Consider the following 17,924-nt stretch of genomic DNA (forward strand, 5'->3'; position numbering starts at 1 on the left):
CCTGTCGCCGGCTTGTCAGCGGGCGTAGCCGCCGTCGGCCATGATGGTCTGGCCGGTGACGAACGCGGCGTCGTCGCTCGAGAGGAACGCGATCGTGCCGACGAGGTCTTCCGGCCGGCCGTTGCGCTTGATCGCCTGGGCCTGGGCCACGGCGACGAGTGCCTCCGGCGGGTGCACCTCCCGAACGCCGGGCGTGATCGTCAGGGTGGGGCCCACGGCGTTGACCGTGATGCCGAACGGCGCGACGTCGTTCGCAAGGCCTCGGCTGAAGCCGATGTTGCCCATCTTGCTCGCCATGTAATGCGAGAGCCCGGGCGCGTTCGTGACGATGGAGTTGGAGGTGAGGTTGATGATCCTGCCCCAACCGCCGGCCTTCATCGCCGGGAGAACCGCCTTCACCATCAAGAACTGCGAATCGAGGTTGACAGCCATGATCCGCCGCCAGATGTCGTAGTCCAGGTCGTCGATGTCGACGAACGGAAAGACACCGGCGTTGTTGACGAGGATGTCGGCGTGACCGAATTCTTGGGTGATCCGCATACCCACGGCCGCGGTCTGCACCGGGTCGGAGACGTCGGCGACAAGACCCATGCCGGTGTGGCCGGCAGCGGTGAGAAGGGCCATCGTCTCTTCGGGGTAGTGGAGGTCGACCGCGACGACGGTGGCGCCGCGTGCGGCCAGGCCGAGCGCGAGCGCCTGACCGATGCCGCGGCCGGCGCCGGTGATCACGGCGACCCGGCCGGTGTGTGTCTGTGGAACGGACATGTGAATACTCCTTAGTCGATTGGGTGGATGCTCGGTGTCAGGCCCGGCCGGCCTTCAAGGCCTTGGCGATGTTCACCACGCGGCGGCCCTGGTAGGCCGCGGCTTCCCGCGACGTGTCGTCGACCGGGTTCTCGCCCAGTGCGCGAACGTGTGACGTGCCGTACGGGTTTCCGTCGTTGAACTTCAGCGGGTCGGTGTAGCCGGGTGCGACGAGGATCCCGCCGAAGTGGTGCACCGTGTTGTAGAGCGCCAGGAGGGTGGACTCCTGCCCGCCGTGCTTCGTGTCGCTCGAGGTGAAACCGCTGTAGACCTTGTCGGCGAGCAGCCCGCGGGCCCAGAGGCCGCCGAGGGTGTCGATGAACTGCTTGAGCTGGCTGGCGACGTTCCCGAATCGGGTCGGAGTGCCGAAGATGACGGCGTCCGCCCATTCCAGGTCGGCGGCAGTGGCGATCGGGATCTCTCTCGTGGCAGCGGAATGCTCGGCCCATTGCGGGTTCGAGTCGATGACGGCCTGGGGAGCGAGTTCCTGCACACGGAGCACCCGCACGGTGGCTCCGGCATCCGCAGCCCCGGCCGCCACCGACTGGGCGAGCTCATGGACGGTTCCGGTTGACGAGTAGTAGACGATCGCGACGTTGATCGGGTCAGACATGCTTTTCCTTTTTTCTAGTTGGACACTTCGGGAATGTAAATGCGTGCGCATGCATTTATATTCCCGAGTCCAACGAAAGGAGCTGCCATGCAGTTCGGAATCCCGACCGTAAAGTCCGCGGTGCCCCATTCGGAGTCCCCGACAGAGGGGCTCTGGCATCGAATCCGGCGTCAGCTCGTCACCGCCGACATGATCTACGGCACCATCCTCGTCAGCGCGATACTGGTCATCGCGGATGAAGACGAAGACGACCTCAGTTTGCTCTCCGTCGTGGCCGTCACATCGATCGTGTTCTGGATCGCGCACGTCTTCGCTGCCACCGTCGCCCAACACGGAAAACGCAACGGGAAGACGATCCCTCTTCCCGTTGCGCTCAGAGAAGCCATCACGCACTCGTCCGGACTGCTGTTCGCGGCCGTCTTCCCTGTGGTCACCCTCGGTCTTGGTGTTATCGGGGTGCTCACCGAGGATGCGGCCTATGTGGTCTCACTGGTCGGCGGTGTCGCGATCTTGTTCGCACTGGGCGCGATCGCTTTCGCACTCCGCGGCAGCAGGTGGTACTTCTGCCTCGTCGCGGCCCTTCTGACCGCCCTCCTCGGGGTCGTCGTCATCCTGATGAAGGCCGTCCTGCATTAGACCGGCGGGGGCCGATCGGACACACTCCTCCTCTCCGCAGCTTTCACTTCGTGAGCACGAGTGCGGTGAGGCCCGGCAGGCCGTTCGCCCCCGCGAGTGCCCGCTCGACGACGGGTGAGCGGTCGTCGCCGAGCGCCTCGGTCGCGGTGGCGAACAACCCCATGTCGATGCGCTCGAGAGGCACGAGGTGGTCGACGTTCGCGAGTGTGATCGACGGCCCGATCGCCTGCAACGCAAAGCTGGAGGCCGAGCCGGTACGGAGGACCTCGAGCATCCCGTCGGTCGGGAGATCAAGCGCGCTCGCGAGCGCCATGACGTCGATGACGTTCTTGTGATTCATCATCATGAGGGCGTTGTTGAAGAGCTTTCCATACTGTCCGGAGCCGACCGGGCCGGCGTGGATCACGCTCTTGGAGAAGGTGTCGAAGACCGGAGTGGCGCGGGCGACCGCGGCGTCGTCGCCACCGACGATCGTGGTGAGCTGACGAGCCAGCGCGACCGCGTTGCCGCCGCTGACCGGGGCGTCGAGCACGTCGACCTGATGGGATGCGGCGAGTTGGGCCAGGTGCCGGGCCTCCGCCGGAAGTCCGGTGCTGTGGTTGACCAGGATGCTCCCCGGTTTCATCGCCGCCAGGAGGCCGCCGTCGCCGGCAAGGGCGAGGACATCCGAGTCCTCGGGCACGCAGAGCGCAACGATGTCGCTGGCGGCGGCCATCTCCTCCACGGTCGCGTGGCGGATGAACTCCCGTTCGCCCAAGGCTGCATACGAGGATTCGTGCCTGGCCCAGACGTGGAGCGGGAATCCCCCGTCGATGATCGCCTGAGCGATCGGAGCGCCCTGGTCGCCGAGTCCTACGAACCCGATCGCAGGGAGGGTTGATGCGTCGGTCATTTTCGTCCATTCCTTTCGTTGTGTTGCGGGCAGATCGGGTGTGTGCCGCTACCAGGCCAACGGGCCGGTGGCTTCGTGGAAGGTGCCGGTCGGACCGTCCTTGCCGATGGTGGCGAGCTGCACGATGGCCTCGGCGCCTTCGGCGATGGTCTGCCCGGCAGTGTTGCCGGTGAGGTCGCTGGAGGTGAATCCCGGGTCGGCCACATTGATCTTGATCTCGGGCAGAGCCTTGGCGTACTCGACGGTGAGCATCGATACGGCGGCCTTCGATGCCGAGTAGGAGATCGTCGGGTAGTGCGACTCGCCGCGCTCGGGGTTGGTGACGGCCCAGAACGAGCCGAGCCCACTCGAGACGTTGACGACCACCGGATTGTCGGATGACCGGAGCAGAGGCAGGAACGCCTGGATCGTTCGCACGACACTGATGGCATTGGTGTCGAACTCGGCGAGAGCGGTCGCGCCGGTGAGGCCCTCGACTCCGATCCGGCCGTCCCAGATGCCGGCGTTGTTGACGAGCACATCGAGGCGCCCGGCCTGGTCTCGGATGGTCTGCGCAGCGGCGGCGACCGACTCGTCGTCGGTCACGTCGATCTGCACGAATTTCGCCCCCAGTTCCTCGGCGGCAGCTGCTCCCCGGGTCTGGTCGCGGGCACCGACATACACGGTGTGCCCGACCTCGATCAGGCGGCGAGCGGTTTCTCGGCCGAGGCCCTTGTTGGCTCCGGTGATGAGCGTGACGGTCATGATCTTTTCCCTTGTTCGTTTGCCATAGGGCCTTCGAACAACGATCACCGTCCGTGGCGGTCGACGGATCCGTCGAATGACTCGGCCGCTACCCGATCTACGGGGCAACGCTGAACCGGCGAAGACCGAGTCACGGGGCCGCGGCGCTGCCCGAGCTAGGCCGAAGCCCGCCGGATGAGGCGGGTCGGGATGAGGGTGCTGCGCGGCACCTCGTCGCCCGCGATCAGCCGCACCAGCAGGTCGGCCATCGTCGCGCCGAGGTCGGCGGAGGGCTGGTGGATCGTGGTGAGCGGCGGCGTGAGCGTCGAGGCGAAGGTGTCATCGTCGTAGCCCACGACCGCGACATCTTCCGGCACCGACAGCCCATGGGCGTGCAGCACTTGGATCGCACCGGCCGCCATCTGGTCGTTCGCCACGAACACCGCGTCGAGCGGCACGCCGCGGGCGAGCAGCCTCTCCATCGCGTCCGCTCCGGAGCTCTGCGAGAAGTCGCCGATCTCGATGAATTCGGAGTCGCCGCCGACCGCGTCGATCGACTGCCGCCATCCGTTCAGTCGATCGATGCCGGCCGGCATGTCCTGCCGCCCGGCGATGGTGGCGATCCGCCGCCGGCCGAGGCCGATCAGGTGCTCGGTGGCGGTTCGGGCACTGTGCACGTTGTCGACGTCGACGAAGTAGCTGTCGAAGGTGTCGGGGTTGATCGGCCGACCGCCGAACACGATCGGCAGTTTCGAGCCGAGCCCGACGTAGGAGTGGTCTTCGGCGTGGTGCGACACCACGAGCGCACCGTCGACGTTGCCGCCGAGCAGATAGCGCCGCGTCTTCTGCGGACGGGTCTCGGATGCGATGAGCAGGTTGAGCGTGTAGTCCGTGTCGGAGAGCGTGCGAGCGACACCGCGCACCACCGGCGCGAAGAACGGATCGGCGAACACCGTCGAGGTCGACTCGGGCACGATCAGCGCGATCACGTCGGTGCGCCGGCTCGCGAGCGACCGCGCGACCCGGTTGGGCACGTAGTTGAGGCGCGCGATCGCGTCGTTCACCACCGCGGTGACTTCTGCGGTCACCTTCGGTGAACCGTTCACGACCCGCGAGACGGTGGCGCGGGAGACCCCGGCTTCCGCGGCCACCATCTCGAGGGTCGGCGCGCGCGAGGCACTGGCATCGATCGTCATCTCAGACCTCCAGTGGCTCGAGCGGTGGTGCGCCTTACGATACCGGCGATGCGACTGCCGCCGCGGCATCCTTGATGACGGCGGAGTAGGCGATGGCCGAGTCTTTCGGGGTGCGCTCGAGGGTGTCGTAGTCGACCCGCACGATGCCGAAGCGCTTGCCGTAGCCCCACGCCCACTCGAAGTTGTCGAGCAGCGACCACACGAAGTAGCCGCGCACGTCGGCACCGTCGGCGATCGCATCCGACACCGCGGCGATGTGGTCGAGCACGTACTTCGTGCGCAGCTCGTCGTGGATGGCGCCGTCGGGCGACACGACGTCGTCGTAGGCGGCTCCGTTCTCGGTGACGTAGAGCGGCGGCAGCTGCGGGTACTCCTCGCCGAGCCGCACCAGCAGGGTACGGAGACCGGCCGGGTTGACCTCCCAGCCCATCGCCGTGCGGGGGAGCCCACGCAACGGGAAGGTGATGTACTCCGATCCGACGAACGGCGAGCTCAGCGGCCGGCCGGTGTCGACGAGGTGCGGGTCGTCGGCGCCCTCGAGCGGGTGCCCGCTCACCACGTCGTCGTGGTAGTGGTTCACACCCAGGAAATCGAGCGGCTGACTGATGATCTCCAGGTCGCCTGGGCGCACGAGACCGGTCTCGGTCACCTCGTCGAGCCCGAATTCCGCCAGGTCGTGCCGAACGTCGGCGGGGTACTCGCCGCGGAGGATCGGGTCGAGGAAGATCGTGTTCTGCAGACCGTCGAACCGGCGCGCCGCCTCGACGTCGACGGGGTCGGCGGCATCCAGGGGAATGGAGTTCGTGAGGTTCAGCGTGATGCCGAGGTTCTGCGCCCCACGCTCTCGCAGGCGCTGCACGGTGAGACCGTGCGCGAGGTGCTGGTGGTGAACCGCGGCCACGGCGGCCTCCGGCTCCCGGCGGCCCGGTGCGTGCACGCCGGCCGCGTAGCCGAGGAGCGAGGAGCAGAAGGGCTCGTTGAAGGTCGTCCAGTGCTGCACGCGGTCGCCGAGTGCGCCGTGCACGATCTCGGCGTAGTCGCGGAAGCGGTAGGCGGTGTCGCGGTTCGCCCAGCCGCCCTTCTCTTCCACGGCCTGCGGAAGGTCCCAGTGGTAGAGCGTGAGCCAGGGCAGGATGCCGGCTTCGAGCAGCTGGTCGACGAGCCGCGAGTAGAAGTCGAGCCCGGCGGGGTTGGCGTCGCGGTCGCCGGGCCGGATGCGCGCCCAGCTCGTCGAGAAGCGGTAGGAGTGCAGGCCGAGCTGCTTCATCAGCGCCACGTCTTCGGGCATCCGGTGGTAGTGGTCGACGGCGACGTCGAGGGTGTCACCGTTCAGCACCGCGTTCGGAACACGGGCGAACGCGTCCCAGATCGACGCTTCTTTGCCGTCTTCGAACGCGGCTCCTTCGATCTGGGCGGCCGCCGTGGCCGAGCCCCACAGGAATCCGGGAGGGAATGAGGTCGTCATGACTGTGTTACTGCTCCTTGAGTCGTGGTCGTGCAATCGTACGTGTTCAGGCCTCGGCGGCACATGCCCCCGCTACCCCTTCACCGCGCCGGCCATGATGCCCGAGACGAGCTGTTTGCCCGCCAGCACGAACAACAGCAGCAGGGGCAATGTGGCGAGCACGGCGCCCGCGAGCACGATCGAGTAGTCGACGTACTTGGCCGACTGCAGCTGGCTGAGCGCCACCTGCAGTGTCGGGTTCTGCGGAACGACCAGCAGAGGCCAGAGGTAATCCGTCCAGGCGGTCATGAAGGTGAAGAGCCCGAGGATGGCCATCGCGGGTCGGGCCGCGGGCACGCCGACGTGCCAGAAAGTCGAGATCATGCTCGCGCCGTCGACCCGGGCCGCCTCGATCAACTCGTCGGGGATGACGTCGACGAGGTACTGCCGCATGAAGAACACGCCGAACGCCGTCACCAGGGTGGGCACCACGACAGCGCCGAGCGTGCCGGTCCAACCGAACTGGCGCATCAGCATGAACAGCGGGATGATGCCGAGCTGCGTCGGAACGGCGAGCGTCGCGATGACGAACACCAGCAGTCCCTCACGGCCCTTGAACCGCAGCTTCGCGAACGCGTAGCCCGCGAGCGTCGAGAAGAAGACGACGGATGCGGTGATCACGCCCGACACGATGATGCTGTTGCCGAGAGCGGTCCAGAAGGGCACGGTGCCGACGACTTGGGCCACGTTCTCCCAGAACTGGCCGCCCGGCAGGAGCGGGGGCCAGGTGGCGGTGAGCACCTCGCTGTCGCTCGAGCCCACGACGAACGACCACCAGAGCGGAAAGGCGCCGCCGAGGAAGACGGCGAGCAGGATGCCGTAGGTCACGAACCCCGGTCGCGCGTCGATGCCGAGCGCGCCTCGGCCGCGGCGCCGCTTCGGCGGGCGAACGGACGGGCCGGTGGGGCGAGCGGATGCTGCGCTCGCGGGGCGCGTCGCTGTCGCGGTCATCGGTTCTCCTCCGTGCGGGTCGGATCGGTGATGTCGGGAGCGGTCGGATGCGGCGGTGGCGGTGGGGACGCGACATCCGGAACCTCGTCGCGGGCGTCGCCGACGCCGGGGGCCACGCCGGGCACGAATCCGCTGGTGAGTTCGGCCTCGGCGCGCGAACGGGCGAGTGCCCGCGCGCTCCGCTTCTTCATCACGCGGGCCTCGGTGGAGGCGATGCGTCGGGAGATCAAGAAGTTCAGCACACCGAACAGCACGATCAAGAGGAAGAGCAGCCAGGCGACGGCCGACGCTTTTCCGAAGCTCTGGCGGTTGAACGCGAGATCCCAGAGGTAGAGCACGGTCGTCTGGTATTGGCGATCGTTGCCCCCGGGCGTCGAGACGGTCGGGTTGAAGAGCTTCGGTTCGGTGAAGATCTGCAGACCGCCGATCGTGGCAGTGATGATCACGAAGATCATGGTGGGCCGGATCGAGGGCAGGGTGATGGAGAAGAACCGCCGGAACTGCCCGGCGCCGTCGAGAGCCGCCGACTCGTGGATGTCGCGCGGGACAGCCTGCATGGCGGCGAGGAGGATGAGGGCGTTGTACCCCGTCCAACGCCAGTTGACCATCGTGGCGATCGCGATGTGCGAGGGAAAGACATCCGTCTTCCACATCACAGGGTCGAGGTTGATCGCTTCGAGGATGTTGTTGATGAGTCCGTACTTCTCCGAGAAGGCACTGGAGAAGATCAGCGTGACCGCGACCGGGGTGACGACATAGGGAATGAGCACGCTCATGCGCCAGAAGGTCTTCGCGCGGAGGTTTCGGTCGAGGATGGCCGCGATGAAGACGGCGGCCACCAGCTGCGGTACGGCGGAGAGGAAGAAGATGCTGACCGTGTTGAACAGCGAGTTCCAGAAGAAGGGATCGGCGAGTTCGGCCTGGAAGTTGCCGAGACCCACCCACTCGCCTGGGCCGGTGAGGAGGTTCCAGTCGTTCAGCGAGACCACGAAGGTGTAGCCGAGGGGGAACAGGCCGACCAGGCCGAAGAGGATGAAGAAGGGCGCCACGTAGGCGTAAGGGGAGTACTTCACGTCCCAGGTGTTGAGACGCTGACGGAAGCTGCGCTTCTCAGCCGGCCGGGGCGACGCATCCGGTTTCGGCGACGTCACCGGCGGGGTGATGGTTGCGGTCATGCGGGGATCTCCGAGGCAGGTCGGCGGGCAGGGGGATGCGGGCCGGAGCCCCTCAGAGCGAGCTGAGGGGCCCCGGCGGTCGCGTTACTTGTTGACGACGAGCTGGTTCAGCAGCCCGATCGCGTTCTCCCAGGCCTCCTGGCCGTCGGTGCCCGAGTCGAGCGACAGGGCGGAGGGGCCGAAGACCTGCTCCTGGATGACCGAGTCGTCGGCGCCCTTGTACTGGGCCACGACACCCTTCGAGCGTTCGGCGAGGATCGTGCCGAGCGGAGCGTCGTTGAAGAACGTCGCCAGCTCGTTCGTGCCGGTCACGGCTGGGTCGCTCTGCGCTTCGATGTTGCTCGGGAAGGTGCCGGCGACGGTGAAGGCTGCTGCCTGCTGCTTGGCCTCGGTCAGCCACTGGGCCAGGGCCGCGGCCTCCTTCGGGTGCTTGGACGTCGTGGGAACGGTCAGGAAGGTGCCGCCCCAGTTGGCCGGGCCGCCCGGGAAGACGTTCGCGAAGTCCCAGCCGGTGCTGGCGTCGCCACCCGCGGCCTCGACCTGGCCCTTGACCACACCGAGCATCCAGCCCGGGCAGACGAAGGTTGCGAACGAGCCGTCGGTGAACGCCTTGCCCTTGCCCCAGTCCCACTGGGTCTGGCCGGAGGAGAGTCCGGCGGCGGCGCCGCCCGCGAGCTCGCCCCACAGGGCCTTGAGGTCGCTGTTGTCCTCGATGTTCAGCTCGCCGTCGGAGGTGTAGTAGCCCTCGGGCTGCTGGTTGACCATGGCGTTCCAGATGAAGCCGGACTGGTCGTACCAGGGCTTGCCGGTGGCCGCGTGGTACTGCTCGCCCACCGCGAAGTAGTCGGCCCAGGTGGCGTCGTCGCCGCCGAACAGGGCGGCGACCTCCTCGCGGTCGGTGGGCAAGCCAGCGGCGGCGAACAGCTCGCGGTTGTAGCAGAGGCCCTCCGGCCCGATGTCGGTGCCGTAGCCGATGATGCGGCCGTCGGCATCCGTCGCCTGCTTCACCTTCCAGTCGACCCACTGGTCGGAGATGTCCTTGGCGCCGTATTCGTCGAGGTCGGTGAACTGGTCGGAGACCTGCATCACGGCGCTCAGCCAGCCCTCTTCGACGGCCTGCACGTCGGGGAGCCCGGCGCCGGCGGCCTGCTTCGTCTGCCAGTCCGTCTTGGCGTTTCCGCCGGTGTCGATGTTGGTGGCCTCGATCTTGATGCCGGGATTCTCGTCTTCGTACTGCGTGTAGAGGTCGTCGAGACCCATCGTGCCGAACGTGGTGACGGTCAGCGTGATGGGGTCGTCTGCGGTTCCTGCTGCGCTGCCGGACGACGAGCATCCGGTGGCGACGAGCGCGATTGCCGCGACGGTGACGGCTGCGGCGGTGGTGCGTCGTGAGAACTTCACGGTCACTCCCTTGTGTGCGTGGATGGTTGCCAATGGTGGGTGAGAGCGCTCTCACATCCTGGCGTGAGAGCGCTCTCACGATTCGAAGGCAACGGTAGGTGATCTTTTCGACGCATGTCAAGCCCGCGAAACATTCCCGTGCCGGCATACATCGCAGGATGCGCGGATTCCGTAACAGAACTTCTCATTCGGCTTTCGCCCGGGCGGTGCGTGCGACCCTGTTCTATCGGCCAGAACGCCGTGTTCGGATCGAGCCGCGTGGAACCGGGTGACGAGAGGAGTGGTCGATGACCGAGGAGAGCACGAGAGACCGCGAACTTGGTTTCGCCACCCAACAGGTGCACGCCGGGGGACTCCCGGATGACGGCGTGAACGCCCGGGCCACTCCGATCTACCTCAGCGCAGGCTTCGTCTTCGACGATTTCGCCCAGGCCCGCGATCGCTTCGGCGGTGCGGATGACGGCTTCAGCTACACCCGCGTCGGCAACCCGACCACCGCATCCGTCGAGCGCCGCATCGCCGCCCTCGAACGGGGCGAGCAGGCCATCCTGGTGGGCAGCGGACAGGCCGCTGTCTCCGTGGCGATCCTCGGACTGCTGCAGGCCGGCGACCACTTGGTCTCGGCGTCGAGCATCTACGAGGGTTCGCGGGGACTCTTTCTCGACAACTTCTCGCGACTGGGCATCGAGACCTCCTTCGTCGTCGACGCGAACGACCCGCTCGCCTGGGAACTCGCCATCCGTCCCTCCACCCGAGCCCTGTTCGTGGAGTCGATCCCGAACCCCAGGAACGACATCGTCGATCTCGCGCTGGTGGCCGCCGTGGCGCACCGCCATGGCGTCCCGCTCATCGTCGACAACACCTTCGCCACGCCGTACCTGCTGCGCCCGCTCGAGCACGGTGCCGACATCGTGGTGCACTCGGCCAGCAAGTTCCTGGCCGGGCACGGCGCGGTGCTGGGCGGCGTGATCGTGAGCGGATCGGGCTTCGACTGGGCGGCATCCCCCGCTCTGTTCCCCCACCTCACCGAACCGGCCCGCGCTCTCGGAGGCCGGAGCTACGCCGAGCGTTTCGGGTCGTCGGCCTTCATCACCTACGCACGCGACGTGGTGGCGCTCCGTTTCGGGCCCACGCCGTCACCCCTCAACGCCTTCCTCATCCAGCAGGGCATCGAGACGCTCTCGCTGCGGGTCGACCGGCAGTCGTCGAACGCCCAGGCCATCGCCGAGTGGCTCGAAGCACAACCCGAGATCGAGTCGGTGGACTATTCGGGACTCCCCTCGAACGCCTATCACGCGCTCGCCGAGCGCTATCTGCCGCGTGGGCGGGGCTCGGTGTTCTCGTTCACGGTGGCCGGTGGAGTCACCGCTGCCGCGGCCCTCATCGACGCGGTCGGACTCTTCACCCGCATGGCGCACCTCGGCGACGTGCGCTCGCTGATCATCCACCCCGGGTCGACGTCGCACGCCTTCCGCACCGAGGAGCAGTTGCGCGAGGGCGGCATCGGGCCGGGGCTCATCCGACTCTCGATCGGGGTCGAAGACGTGGCCGACCTCATCGCCGACCTCTCGCAGGCGCTCAACGCGGTCAGGGCCCTCGCGGCCTCCGGCGCCCCGCTCGTCACCCCCGTCGAAAACGACGGAGGTTCTGCCCGACACGCCGTGGCGATCTCCGTCGAAACGGTGCGCCGGGCAGAATCTCCGTCGATTTCGAGCACCGTCGCGGGTGCGGGTGCGGGTGCGGGTGCGGGTGCGGGTGCGGGTGCGGGTGCGGGTGCGGGTGCGGGTGCGGGTGCGGGTGCGGGTGCGGGCACCGGGCCCGGGCAGGCGGCCTGACCGTGGCGCGGCAGCAGCACTTCGGCTGGTTCCTCTCGCGCGGATTCGGGCCGCACGGGTGGGGGCATCCGTACTACGACTGGAACTACCCCTGGCACCGGCCGGCGCTCTACCAGCAGTCGGTGCGCGACCTCGAGCAGGCCGGGTTCGACCTCGTGATCATCGAGGATGCGCTCTCGCTCGGCAACGCCGACACACTCGATCTGCGCATCCGCAGCGCCTACGGCGGGCCGAAGCACGACCCGCTGCTGCTCGCACCCTACCTCTTCGCCGCGACGGAGCACATCGGCATCGCGCCCACCGTCAACCCGCTGGCGTACTCGCCCTACCAGGCTGCCCGCCAATTCGCGACGCTGCAGCACCTCAGCGACTACCGCTTCGGCATCAACGTGGTGACGGATGTCGGTTCCTCGCGACATTTCGGGGTCGAACCGCTGGCGCACGACGCCGCCTACGACCGGGCGGAGGAGTGGCTCACCGCGGTGCGCGCGCTCTGGCACAGCTGGGGAGCGGATGCGCTCATCGCCGACCCGGCGACCGGTCACTTCGCCGACGGGTCTCGTCTGGATGCCGTTCCGCATCGCGGGGAGTACTACGCGTTCGACGGCCCGCTCAATGCGTTGCCCTTCCCCGGGCTCGGTTCGGAGAAATCCCTGTCGGGCGACCCGATCGTTGTGTCGCCGGGTGGTTCGGGGCGCGGTCTCAACTTCGCCGGCGAGCAGTCCGAGGTGCAGCTCGCGCTGGCTTCGCTCGACATCGACACCATCCGGGCCTACCGGGCGAAAGTGCTCGACGCGGCGCTCGCTCACGGGCGCAGCGCATCCGACATCGACATCCTGTTCGTGTTCAAGCCGGTCATCGTCAGCAGTTCGGAGGAGGCGCAACGCATCGTCGACGCGTCGGCGCATCCGTCTGACGACGCGTTGCTGCAGATCGCGCTGGGGCAGTCGAGCGACCTGGAGACCGACCTCACGGCACTCGACCTGGATCGCCCGGTCGACCCCGGCATCTTCGGCGATCACGTCTCCCGGGGCAGCATCAAGGGTCTGCTCGGCCGCTACGACGACTTCGCCGACGCGACATTGCGGCAGTTGTTGACCGCCAAGGCGCGCCTCGGTCGCATCTCCGAGCGGGCCGGCTACGTCGGAACGGCGGAGGAGGTGGCCGATTTCATCCAGGAGCTCGGCGACGAGGCCGACAACGACGGCTTCATCTTCTCGGGCGACCTGCATCCTGTGACCATCCACCGGATGCTCGACGAACTCGTGCCGATCCTCCGCCGCCGCGGAGTGCTGCGCACCTCCTTCGGCAATGGTGGCCTGCGCGGCAACCTGCGCGACTTCTGAGACGGCGTTGGGCAACGGGATGTCGGGCGCGGCGCGCGGTGCGACTCGGCGCCGGGCGGGCGGTGGTGGTTCGTCGACCGCGCAGAGCACGGGGGTGAAGGTGCGGAATGCCGCGACGGGGCGGACGTGCGCCGCGTGACTTCGGTGCAGGGGGATGTGCCGGAGCCGCTGCGTGTCGGCGTGCTCGGACTCGGGCGGATGGGCCTGCCCATCGCGCTGCGACTGCGCGCCGCGGGTCACCACGTGGTGGGGTATGACCCCGATCCCGTCCGCCGGGCTCAACTCCCCGACCTGCCGGTCTCCACCCCACCCATCGAACCCGCCCCATCCTCTGACCCACTCGATCCACCCGACCCTCCTGATCCACTCGAATCCCCCGATCCACTCGTCCCGAACTGGGCCAAAACGAGCCGGGAAGCCCGTTTAGGGACGAGTGGCGGGCTGCGCGGGTGGGAACGTGACGTGGTGCTGACTGTGCTGCCGGGGCCGAGGGAGCTGACGCTCGCGATGGCGGGGGATGACGGGGCGCTCGAGGGGCTGCGGGAGGGAGCGCTCTGGGTCGATCTGACCAGCGGCGACCCGCGCGTGGCCCGCGCACTCGCACGAAGAGCCGCCGAGCGCGGGGTGCACGCCGTCGGGGCGCCCATGGCGGGCGGGCCGGCCGATGCCGAGGCGGGCACGCTGGGGTTCTTCGTGGGTGGGGAGCCGGCCGCCGTCGACCGCGCGCTACCGTTGCTGGCGAGCCTCGGCGACGCGGATCGCCTCGAACGGGCGGGTGACGACGTCGGCGCCGGGCACGTCGCGAAGCTCCTCGCCAACACCCTCTGGTTCGGCCAAGTGGCCGCGGTGGTGGAGGCGCTGCTGATCGGTCGGGCGCAGGGGATCGAACCCGAACAGCTCGCCGCGATCCTCCGGCGCAGTGCCGGCGGCAGCGCATTCCTCGACCGGCACCTCGACGCCCTGCTCGACGGCGACTACCTCGAGACCTTCGGCATCGACCGGGTCGTCGAGGAGCTCGACACGGTGACCGGCCTTGCGGCCGACGCCGGCCTTTCCGCGGAACTCACGCATCTCGTCGCCCGGCTGCACCACGAGGCCCTCGACGCCTTCGGACCGGTCGCGGGCGAACTCCTCGTGGCGAAGCTGCTCGAGCAGCGTGCCGGCATGAGCATCCGTCGCGCGTCACCCGCGACCGACCACCCTTCCACTACCTGAGAGGACCCCATGGCGCAGCGCCGCATCCGAAAGACGATCCGCGTGACAGACGAAGTGACATTCGTCGAAGGACCCGCATCCAACTGGATCGTGCTCACCGGCAGCGACGGTGTCGATCTCATCGATGCCGGCTATCCCGACGATGCGCCACTCGTCGTCGAGTCCCTCGCGGCGGTGGGAGCCGCGCTGGGCGATCTGCGCCGCATCTGGGTCACGCACGCCCACACCGATCACATCGGCGGCATCCCGGAGCTGCTCCGAGGGGCGCCGCAGGCAGTCGTCCTGACCGGTCGGGCCGACGTCGAGCCCACCCGCGGAATCGGTCGCGAGCAGGTCACGGTGGCCAAGCTCGGCGCGAGACTGCTGAGACCACTCTGGTTTCGGTGGGCTCTCTCGGCCGCGCGGGCCGGAGGCCTCCGCGACATCGCCGTGCCGACAGCACGCGCCCTAACGGCAGCGGATGTCGCGGGGAGCGCCCTGGAGCCGATCGAGGTTCCGGGTCACACCGACGGATCGACCGCGTTCGTACTGGATCACGGCGCGGTGGTGGCGACCGGGGACGTGATCGTGACGCACCATCCGACGCTCCCCCGCCGACAGCCACCGCGGCCCCAGGCGATCGACGCGGTCTTCAGTCACGACCCCGGCCTCGCCCGCGACGCCTCCCTCACGCTGCTGGGGAGCACGGCGACCGTCGTGCTCCCCGGGCACGGCCCGGCCATGGCCAGAACCCTCCAGGGCTGGGAGCTCCTGGAGGGGTAGCTCGGCCTACTCCTTCGCGTGCGAAGGGCCCGACGAAGCCGCCGGTCGCTGAACCGGCACCGACTGGGTGGTGATGTCGGGCCCGACCATCGCGCCCATCTCCTCGGCCGCGCGGGCCGCGGAGATGGCCGCGTCGTCGGCCGCCTCCTGCAGAGCCGACTTCGCGCGGAGCGGCGGCGTCTTGAAGAACCAGGCGAGGATGAACGCCAGGAGCGACGCCGCGAGAGCCACCCAGAACACGGTGACGGTCGCGTTCGAGAAGCCCACCAGGAACGGATCGGCCAGGCGCGGGTCGGCCGCGTTGAGGAACGAGGTGTCTCCGTTCAGCGCTCCGGTGAGGGCGCCGGTGTTGCCGCTCTGACCCTGCTGGAGGAGCTGAAGGATCTGGGCGTTCTTCGGGTCGGCGGCCACGGCCGGGTCGGAGGCAGCGGCTTTGACGCCGGCAGAGATCGTCGGGTCGGCGAACGCGGCCTGGATGGTGGTGGGGATGCGCGTGAACAGCACCGAGAACAGCACCGCCGTGCCCAGCGTTCCACCGATCTGACGGAAGAACGTCGAGGAGCTCGTGGCCACACCCATGTCACGAAGGCCCACCGAGTTCTGGCTCGCGATGGTGAGCGTCTGCATGAGCTGGCCGATGCCGAGCCCGATCAGGAGCATGCCGATCATGAGGAACCAGACCGGCTTGTCGGCCGTCACGAAGGTGAAGTAGAAGAAGCCGACGCTCATGAGCCCGGTGCCGATGATCGGGAACGCCCGGTACTTGCCGGTGCGCGCGATGATCTGGCCGCTCGTGATCGATGCGATCATCAACCCGACGATCAGCGGCAGCAGGAGCAGGCCGCTCTCGGTGGGCGAGGCGCCGACGACCAGCTGCAGGAAGAGCGGGATGGTGAGCAGCGCCCCGAACATACCGAACCCGACCAGCACGCCGAGCACGGTGGCCATGGAGAAGGTCGCCGACCGGAACAGCTTGAGCGGGATGAGTGCGTCGTCTTTCATTGCACGCTCGATGAAGATGAATGCGACCGCGCCGATCGCGCCGATGACGTAGCAGGAGATCGCGCCGATGGAGCCCCAGCCCCAATCCCGACCCTCCTCGGCCACGAGGAGCAGTGGCACGAGTGCGACGATGACGGCGACCGCACCCCACCAGTCGATGCGCACCGCTCGCTTCGCGCCCTTCGGCAAGTGCAGGAAGCGCAGCACGACGAAGAGGGCGATGACCCCGATGGGAACGTTGAGCAGGAACACCCAGCGCCATCCGGTGATCCAGAGGATCTGGTCGGCACCGGCGAAGAGTCCGCCGATCAGCGGCCCGATGACGCTCGAGATGCCGAACACGGCGAGGAAGTAGCCCTGATATTTCGCGCGTTCTCGTGGGGCGAGCATGTCGCCCATGATGGCGAGCGGCAGCGCCATCAGACCACCGGCGCCGAGACCCTGGATGGCGCGGAACGCTGCCAGCTCGAACATCGAGGTCGAGAGGCTGGCGAGCAGCGAGCCGACCAGGAAGATGGTGATCGCGATGATGAACAGCGGTCGGCGGCCGAAGATGTCGCTCAGCTTGCCGTAGATCGGCGTGCTGATGGTCGACATGATCAGGTAGGCCGTGGTGACCCAGGCCTGCAGGCTCAGGCCGTGCAGGTCGTCGGAGATCGTGCGGATCGAGGTGCCGACGATGGTCTGGTCGAGCGCCGAGAGGAACATGCCCGCCATCAGGCCGAAGATCACGAACATGATCTGGCGGTGCGACATCACCGCCCCGGCATCGATCTCGCGGGATGCGGTTTTGGCCCTACGGGCGGACGACGAATTGGAGCGAGACATGCAGATCCTCGGGGAAGAGAGAGGGAGGCCGCGCGAACATTGCGCAAAGTGCAAAGTTACACCCGCTGTACGGTACTTCTCAACTCTCAAGGAGCGGGCGTTAAGCTGGCCCGGTGTCGAGGACCACGGAGCGCCAGCAGCGCGAGCGCGCGCGTCGCACACGGCGTCGACGCGCCGTCTCGGCGACGGTCGCAACCCTCGCGGTCGCGGCGATCGTGGCCACCGGAACCCTCTTCGCCACTGGCGTGTGGGGTTTCGGGGGCGGGGGCCTGGATGCCGCATCGGTCTCGTCGACGCGGGTCAGCGCATCCGCGACCCCCAGCGCCACTCCGACGCCGTCTGCTACCGTTCCGGGCATCCCTGCACCCGCCTTCACTCCAGAACCCCCGCCGCCGCCCGCCTTCGACAAGGCGGCGCTCTCGATCGACGACCCGACGAGCCCGTGGGTCGTGGTGAACAAACTGCGTCCGCTGCAGAACGGCGCCGACTACGTGCCACCTGATCTCGTCGACCTGCCGGCCGACATGCCGAACCCCAACGGCTACCAGATGCGGGCGGATGCCGCGGCCTCGCTCGAGGAGATGTTCCACGCCGCGCTCGGCGAGATCGGCGTGCAGCTGGTGGCCCAGAGCGGCTACCGCTCCTACAGCGTGCAGGTCGGTGCCTACGACTACTACGTGAACCAGCTCGGCACGGCGGGCGCCGATCTCACCAGCGCCCGCCCCGGCTTCAGCGAGCACCAGACCGGGATGGCCATGGACATCCTCGACACGGTCTCCGGATGCTCCACCGACGGCCGCTGCTTCGCCGACACCGCCGCGGGGCAGTGGCTCGCCGCGAACGCCTACCGCTTCGGCTGGGTGCTGCGCTATCCGGATGGCGGAACCCCGGTCACCGGCTACGAGTTCGAGCCGTGGCACTACCGCTGGGTCGGGGTGCCGCTGGCCACCGAGATGCACGACACGGGTGTCTCGACGCTCGAGGAGTTCTTCGGCCTGCCGGCCGCCCCCGATTACGCGCCCTAGACACCCCTTCTCGCGC

General features: G+C 68.0%; 16 protein-coding genes. 6 read left to right on the top strand and 10 right to left on the bottom strand.

All coding sequences use genetic code 11. From position 1 onward, the window contains the following. Positions 1-15: 15 nt before the first annotated feature. On the bottom strand, positions 16-765 hold the full coding sequence (locus N1027_RS05340) for an SDR family NAD(P)-dependent oxidoreductase (RefSeq protein WP_259505925.1): 750 nt from the start codon (positions 763-765) through the stop codon (positions 16-18). Between the two features lie 37 nt (positions 766-802). Beyond that, positions 803-1,417, bottom strand: coding sequence for an NAD(P)H:quinone oxidoreductase (gene wrbA / locus N1027_RS05345; protein WP_259505926.1), 615 nt, complete (start codon positions 1,415-1,417; stop codon positions 803-805). 87 nt (positions 1,418-1,504) lie between these two features. On the opposite strand from wrbA, the gene N1027_RS05350 reads away from it, so the two are divergent. Beyond that, positions 1,505-2,053: a hypothetical protein gene (locus N1027_RS05350; RefSeq protein WP_259505927.1), complete on the top strand. Its 549-nt coding sequence runs from the start codon at positions 1,505-1,507 to the stop codon at positions 2,051-2,053. Positions 2,054-2,096: 43 nt separating this feature from the next. Here N1027_RS05350 and N1027_RS05355 read toward each other — a convergent pair whose 3' ends face one another. From N1027_RS05355 to N1027_RS05385, 7 genes are all read right to left on the bottom strand, one after another. After that, positions 2,097-2,945, bottom strand: a complete 849-nt coding sequence (locus N1027_RS05355; protein ID WP_259505928.1) for an NAD(P)-dependent oxidoreductase — start codon at positions 2,943-2,945, stop codon at positions 2,097-2,099. Positions 2,946-2,993: 48 nt separating this feature from the next. Continuing rightward, positions 2,994-3,689, bottom strand: a complete 696-nt coding sequence (locus tag N1027_RS05360) for an SDR family NAD(P)-dependent oxidoreductase (RefSeq protein WP_259505929.1) — start codon at positions 3,687-3,689, stop codon at positions 2,994-2,996. Between the two features lie 155 nt (positions 3,690-3,844). After that, positions 3,845-4,864: a LacI family DNA-binding transcriptional regulator gene (locus tag N1027_RS05365; RefSeq protein ID WP_259505930.1), complete on the bottom strand. Its 1,020-nt coding sequence runs from the start codon at positions 4,862-4,864 to the stop codon at positions 3,845-3,847. 34 nt (positions 4,865-4,898) lie between these two features. Next, on the bottom strand, positions 4,899-6,329 hold the full coding sequence (locus N1027_RS05370) for a glycoside hydrolase family 1 protein (RefSeq protein WP_259505931.1): 1,431 nt from the start codon (positions 6,327-6,329) through the stop codon (positions 4,899-4,901). 72 nt (positions 6,330-6,401) lie between these two features. Next, the gene (locus N1027_RS05375; protein WP_259505933.1) at positions 6,402-7,319 is read right to left on the bottom strand and encodes a carbohydrate ABC transporter permease; all 918 of its coding nucleotides are present in this window, start codon (positions 7,317-7,319) and stop codon (positions 6,402-6,404) included. Further along, on the bottom strand, positions 7,316-8,494 hold the full coding sequence (locus N1027_RS05380; protein WP_259505935.1) for a carbohydrate ABC transporter permease: 1,179 nt from the start codon (positions 8,492-8,494) through the stop codon (positions 7,316-7,318). The genes N1027_RS05375 and N1027_RS05380 overlap by 4 nt, the downstream gene beginning before the upstream one ends. 84 nt (positions 8,495-8,578) lie before the next feature. Then, on the bottom strand, positions 8,579-9,895 hold the full coding sequence (locus N1027_RS05385; protein WP_259505936.1) for an ABC transporter substrate-binding protein: 1,317 nt from the start codon (positions 9,893-9,895) through the stop codon (positions 8,579-8,581). Positions 9,896-10,182: 287 nt separating this feature from the next. On the opposite strand from N1027_RS05385, the gene N1027_RS05390 reads away from it, so the two are divergent. From N1027_RS05390 to N1027_RS05405, 4 genes are all read left to right on the top strand, one after another. Next, positions 10,183-11,730, top strand: coding sequence for an O-acetylhomoserine aminocarboxypropyltransferase/cysteine synthase family protein (locus tag N1027_RS05390; RefSeq protein ID WP_259505937.1), 1,548 nt, complete (start codon positions 10,183-10,185; stop codon positions 11,728-11,730). 2 nt (positions 11,731-11,732) lie between these two features. Next, positions 11,733-13,076 carry an LLM class flavin-dependent oxidoreductase gene (locus N1027_RS05395; RefSeq protein ID WP_259505948.1) on the top strand — a complete coding sequence of 448 codons (1,344 nt, stop codon included), beginning with the start codon at positions 11,733-11,735 and terminating at the stop codon, positions 13,074-13,076. Between the two features lie 135 nt (positions 13,077-13,211). Next, a complete protein-coding gene (locus N1027_RS05400) occupies positions 13,212-14,291 on the top strand; it encodes an NAD(P)-dependent oxidoreductase (protein ID WP_259505949.1) in 1,080 nt (359 codons plus the stop codon). 42 nt (positions 14,292-14,333) lie between these two features. Then, the gene (locus N1027_RS05405; RefSeq protein WP_259505950.1) at positions 14,334-15,053 is read left to right on the top strand and encodes an MBL fold metallo-hydrolase; all 720 of its coding nucleotides are present in this window, start codon (positions 14,334-14,336) and stop codon (positions 15,051-15,053) included. Positions 15,054-15,059: 6 nt separating this feature from the next. Here the strand turns inward: N1027_RS05405 and N1027_RS05410 are convergent, their stop codons facing one another. After that, complete coding sequence (locus tag N1027_RS05410) at positions 15,060-16,883, bottom strand: MDR family MFS transporter (protein WP_259505951.1); 1,824 nt, start codon at positions 16,881-16,883, stop codon at positions 15,060-15,062. 113 nt (positions 16,884-16,996) lie between these two features. On the opposite strand from N1027_RS05410, the gene N1027_RS20105 reads away from it, so the two are divergent. Beyond that, positions 16,997-17,908, top strand: a complete 912-nt coding sequence (locus N1027_RS20105; RefSeq protein ID WP_259505952.1) for a M15 family metallopeptidase — start codon at positions 16,997-16,999, stop codon at positions 17,906-17,908. Positions 17,909-17,924: the final 16 nt, after the last annotated feature.

This window comes from Herbiconiux aconitum, from assembly GCF_024979235.1.
In the GTDB taxonomy this organism is placed as follows: Bacteria; Actinomycetota; Actinomycetes; order Actinomycetales; family Microbacteriaceae; genus Herbiconiux; species Herbiconiux aconitum.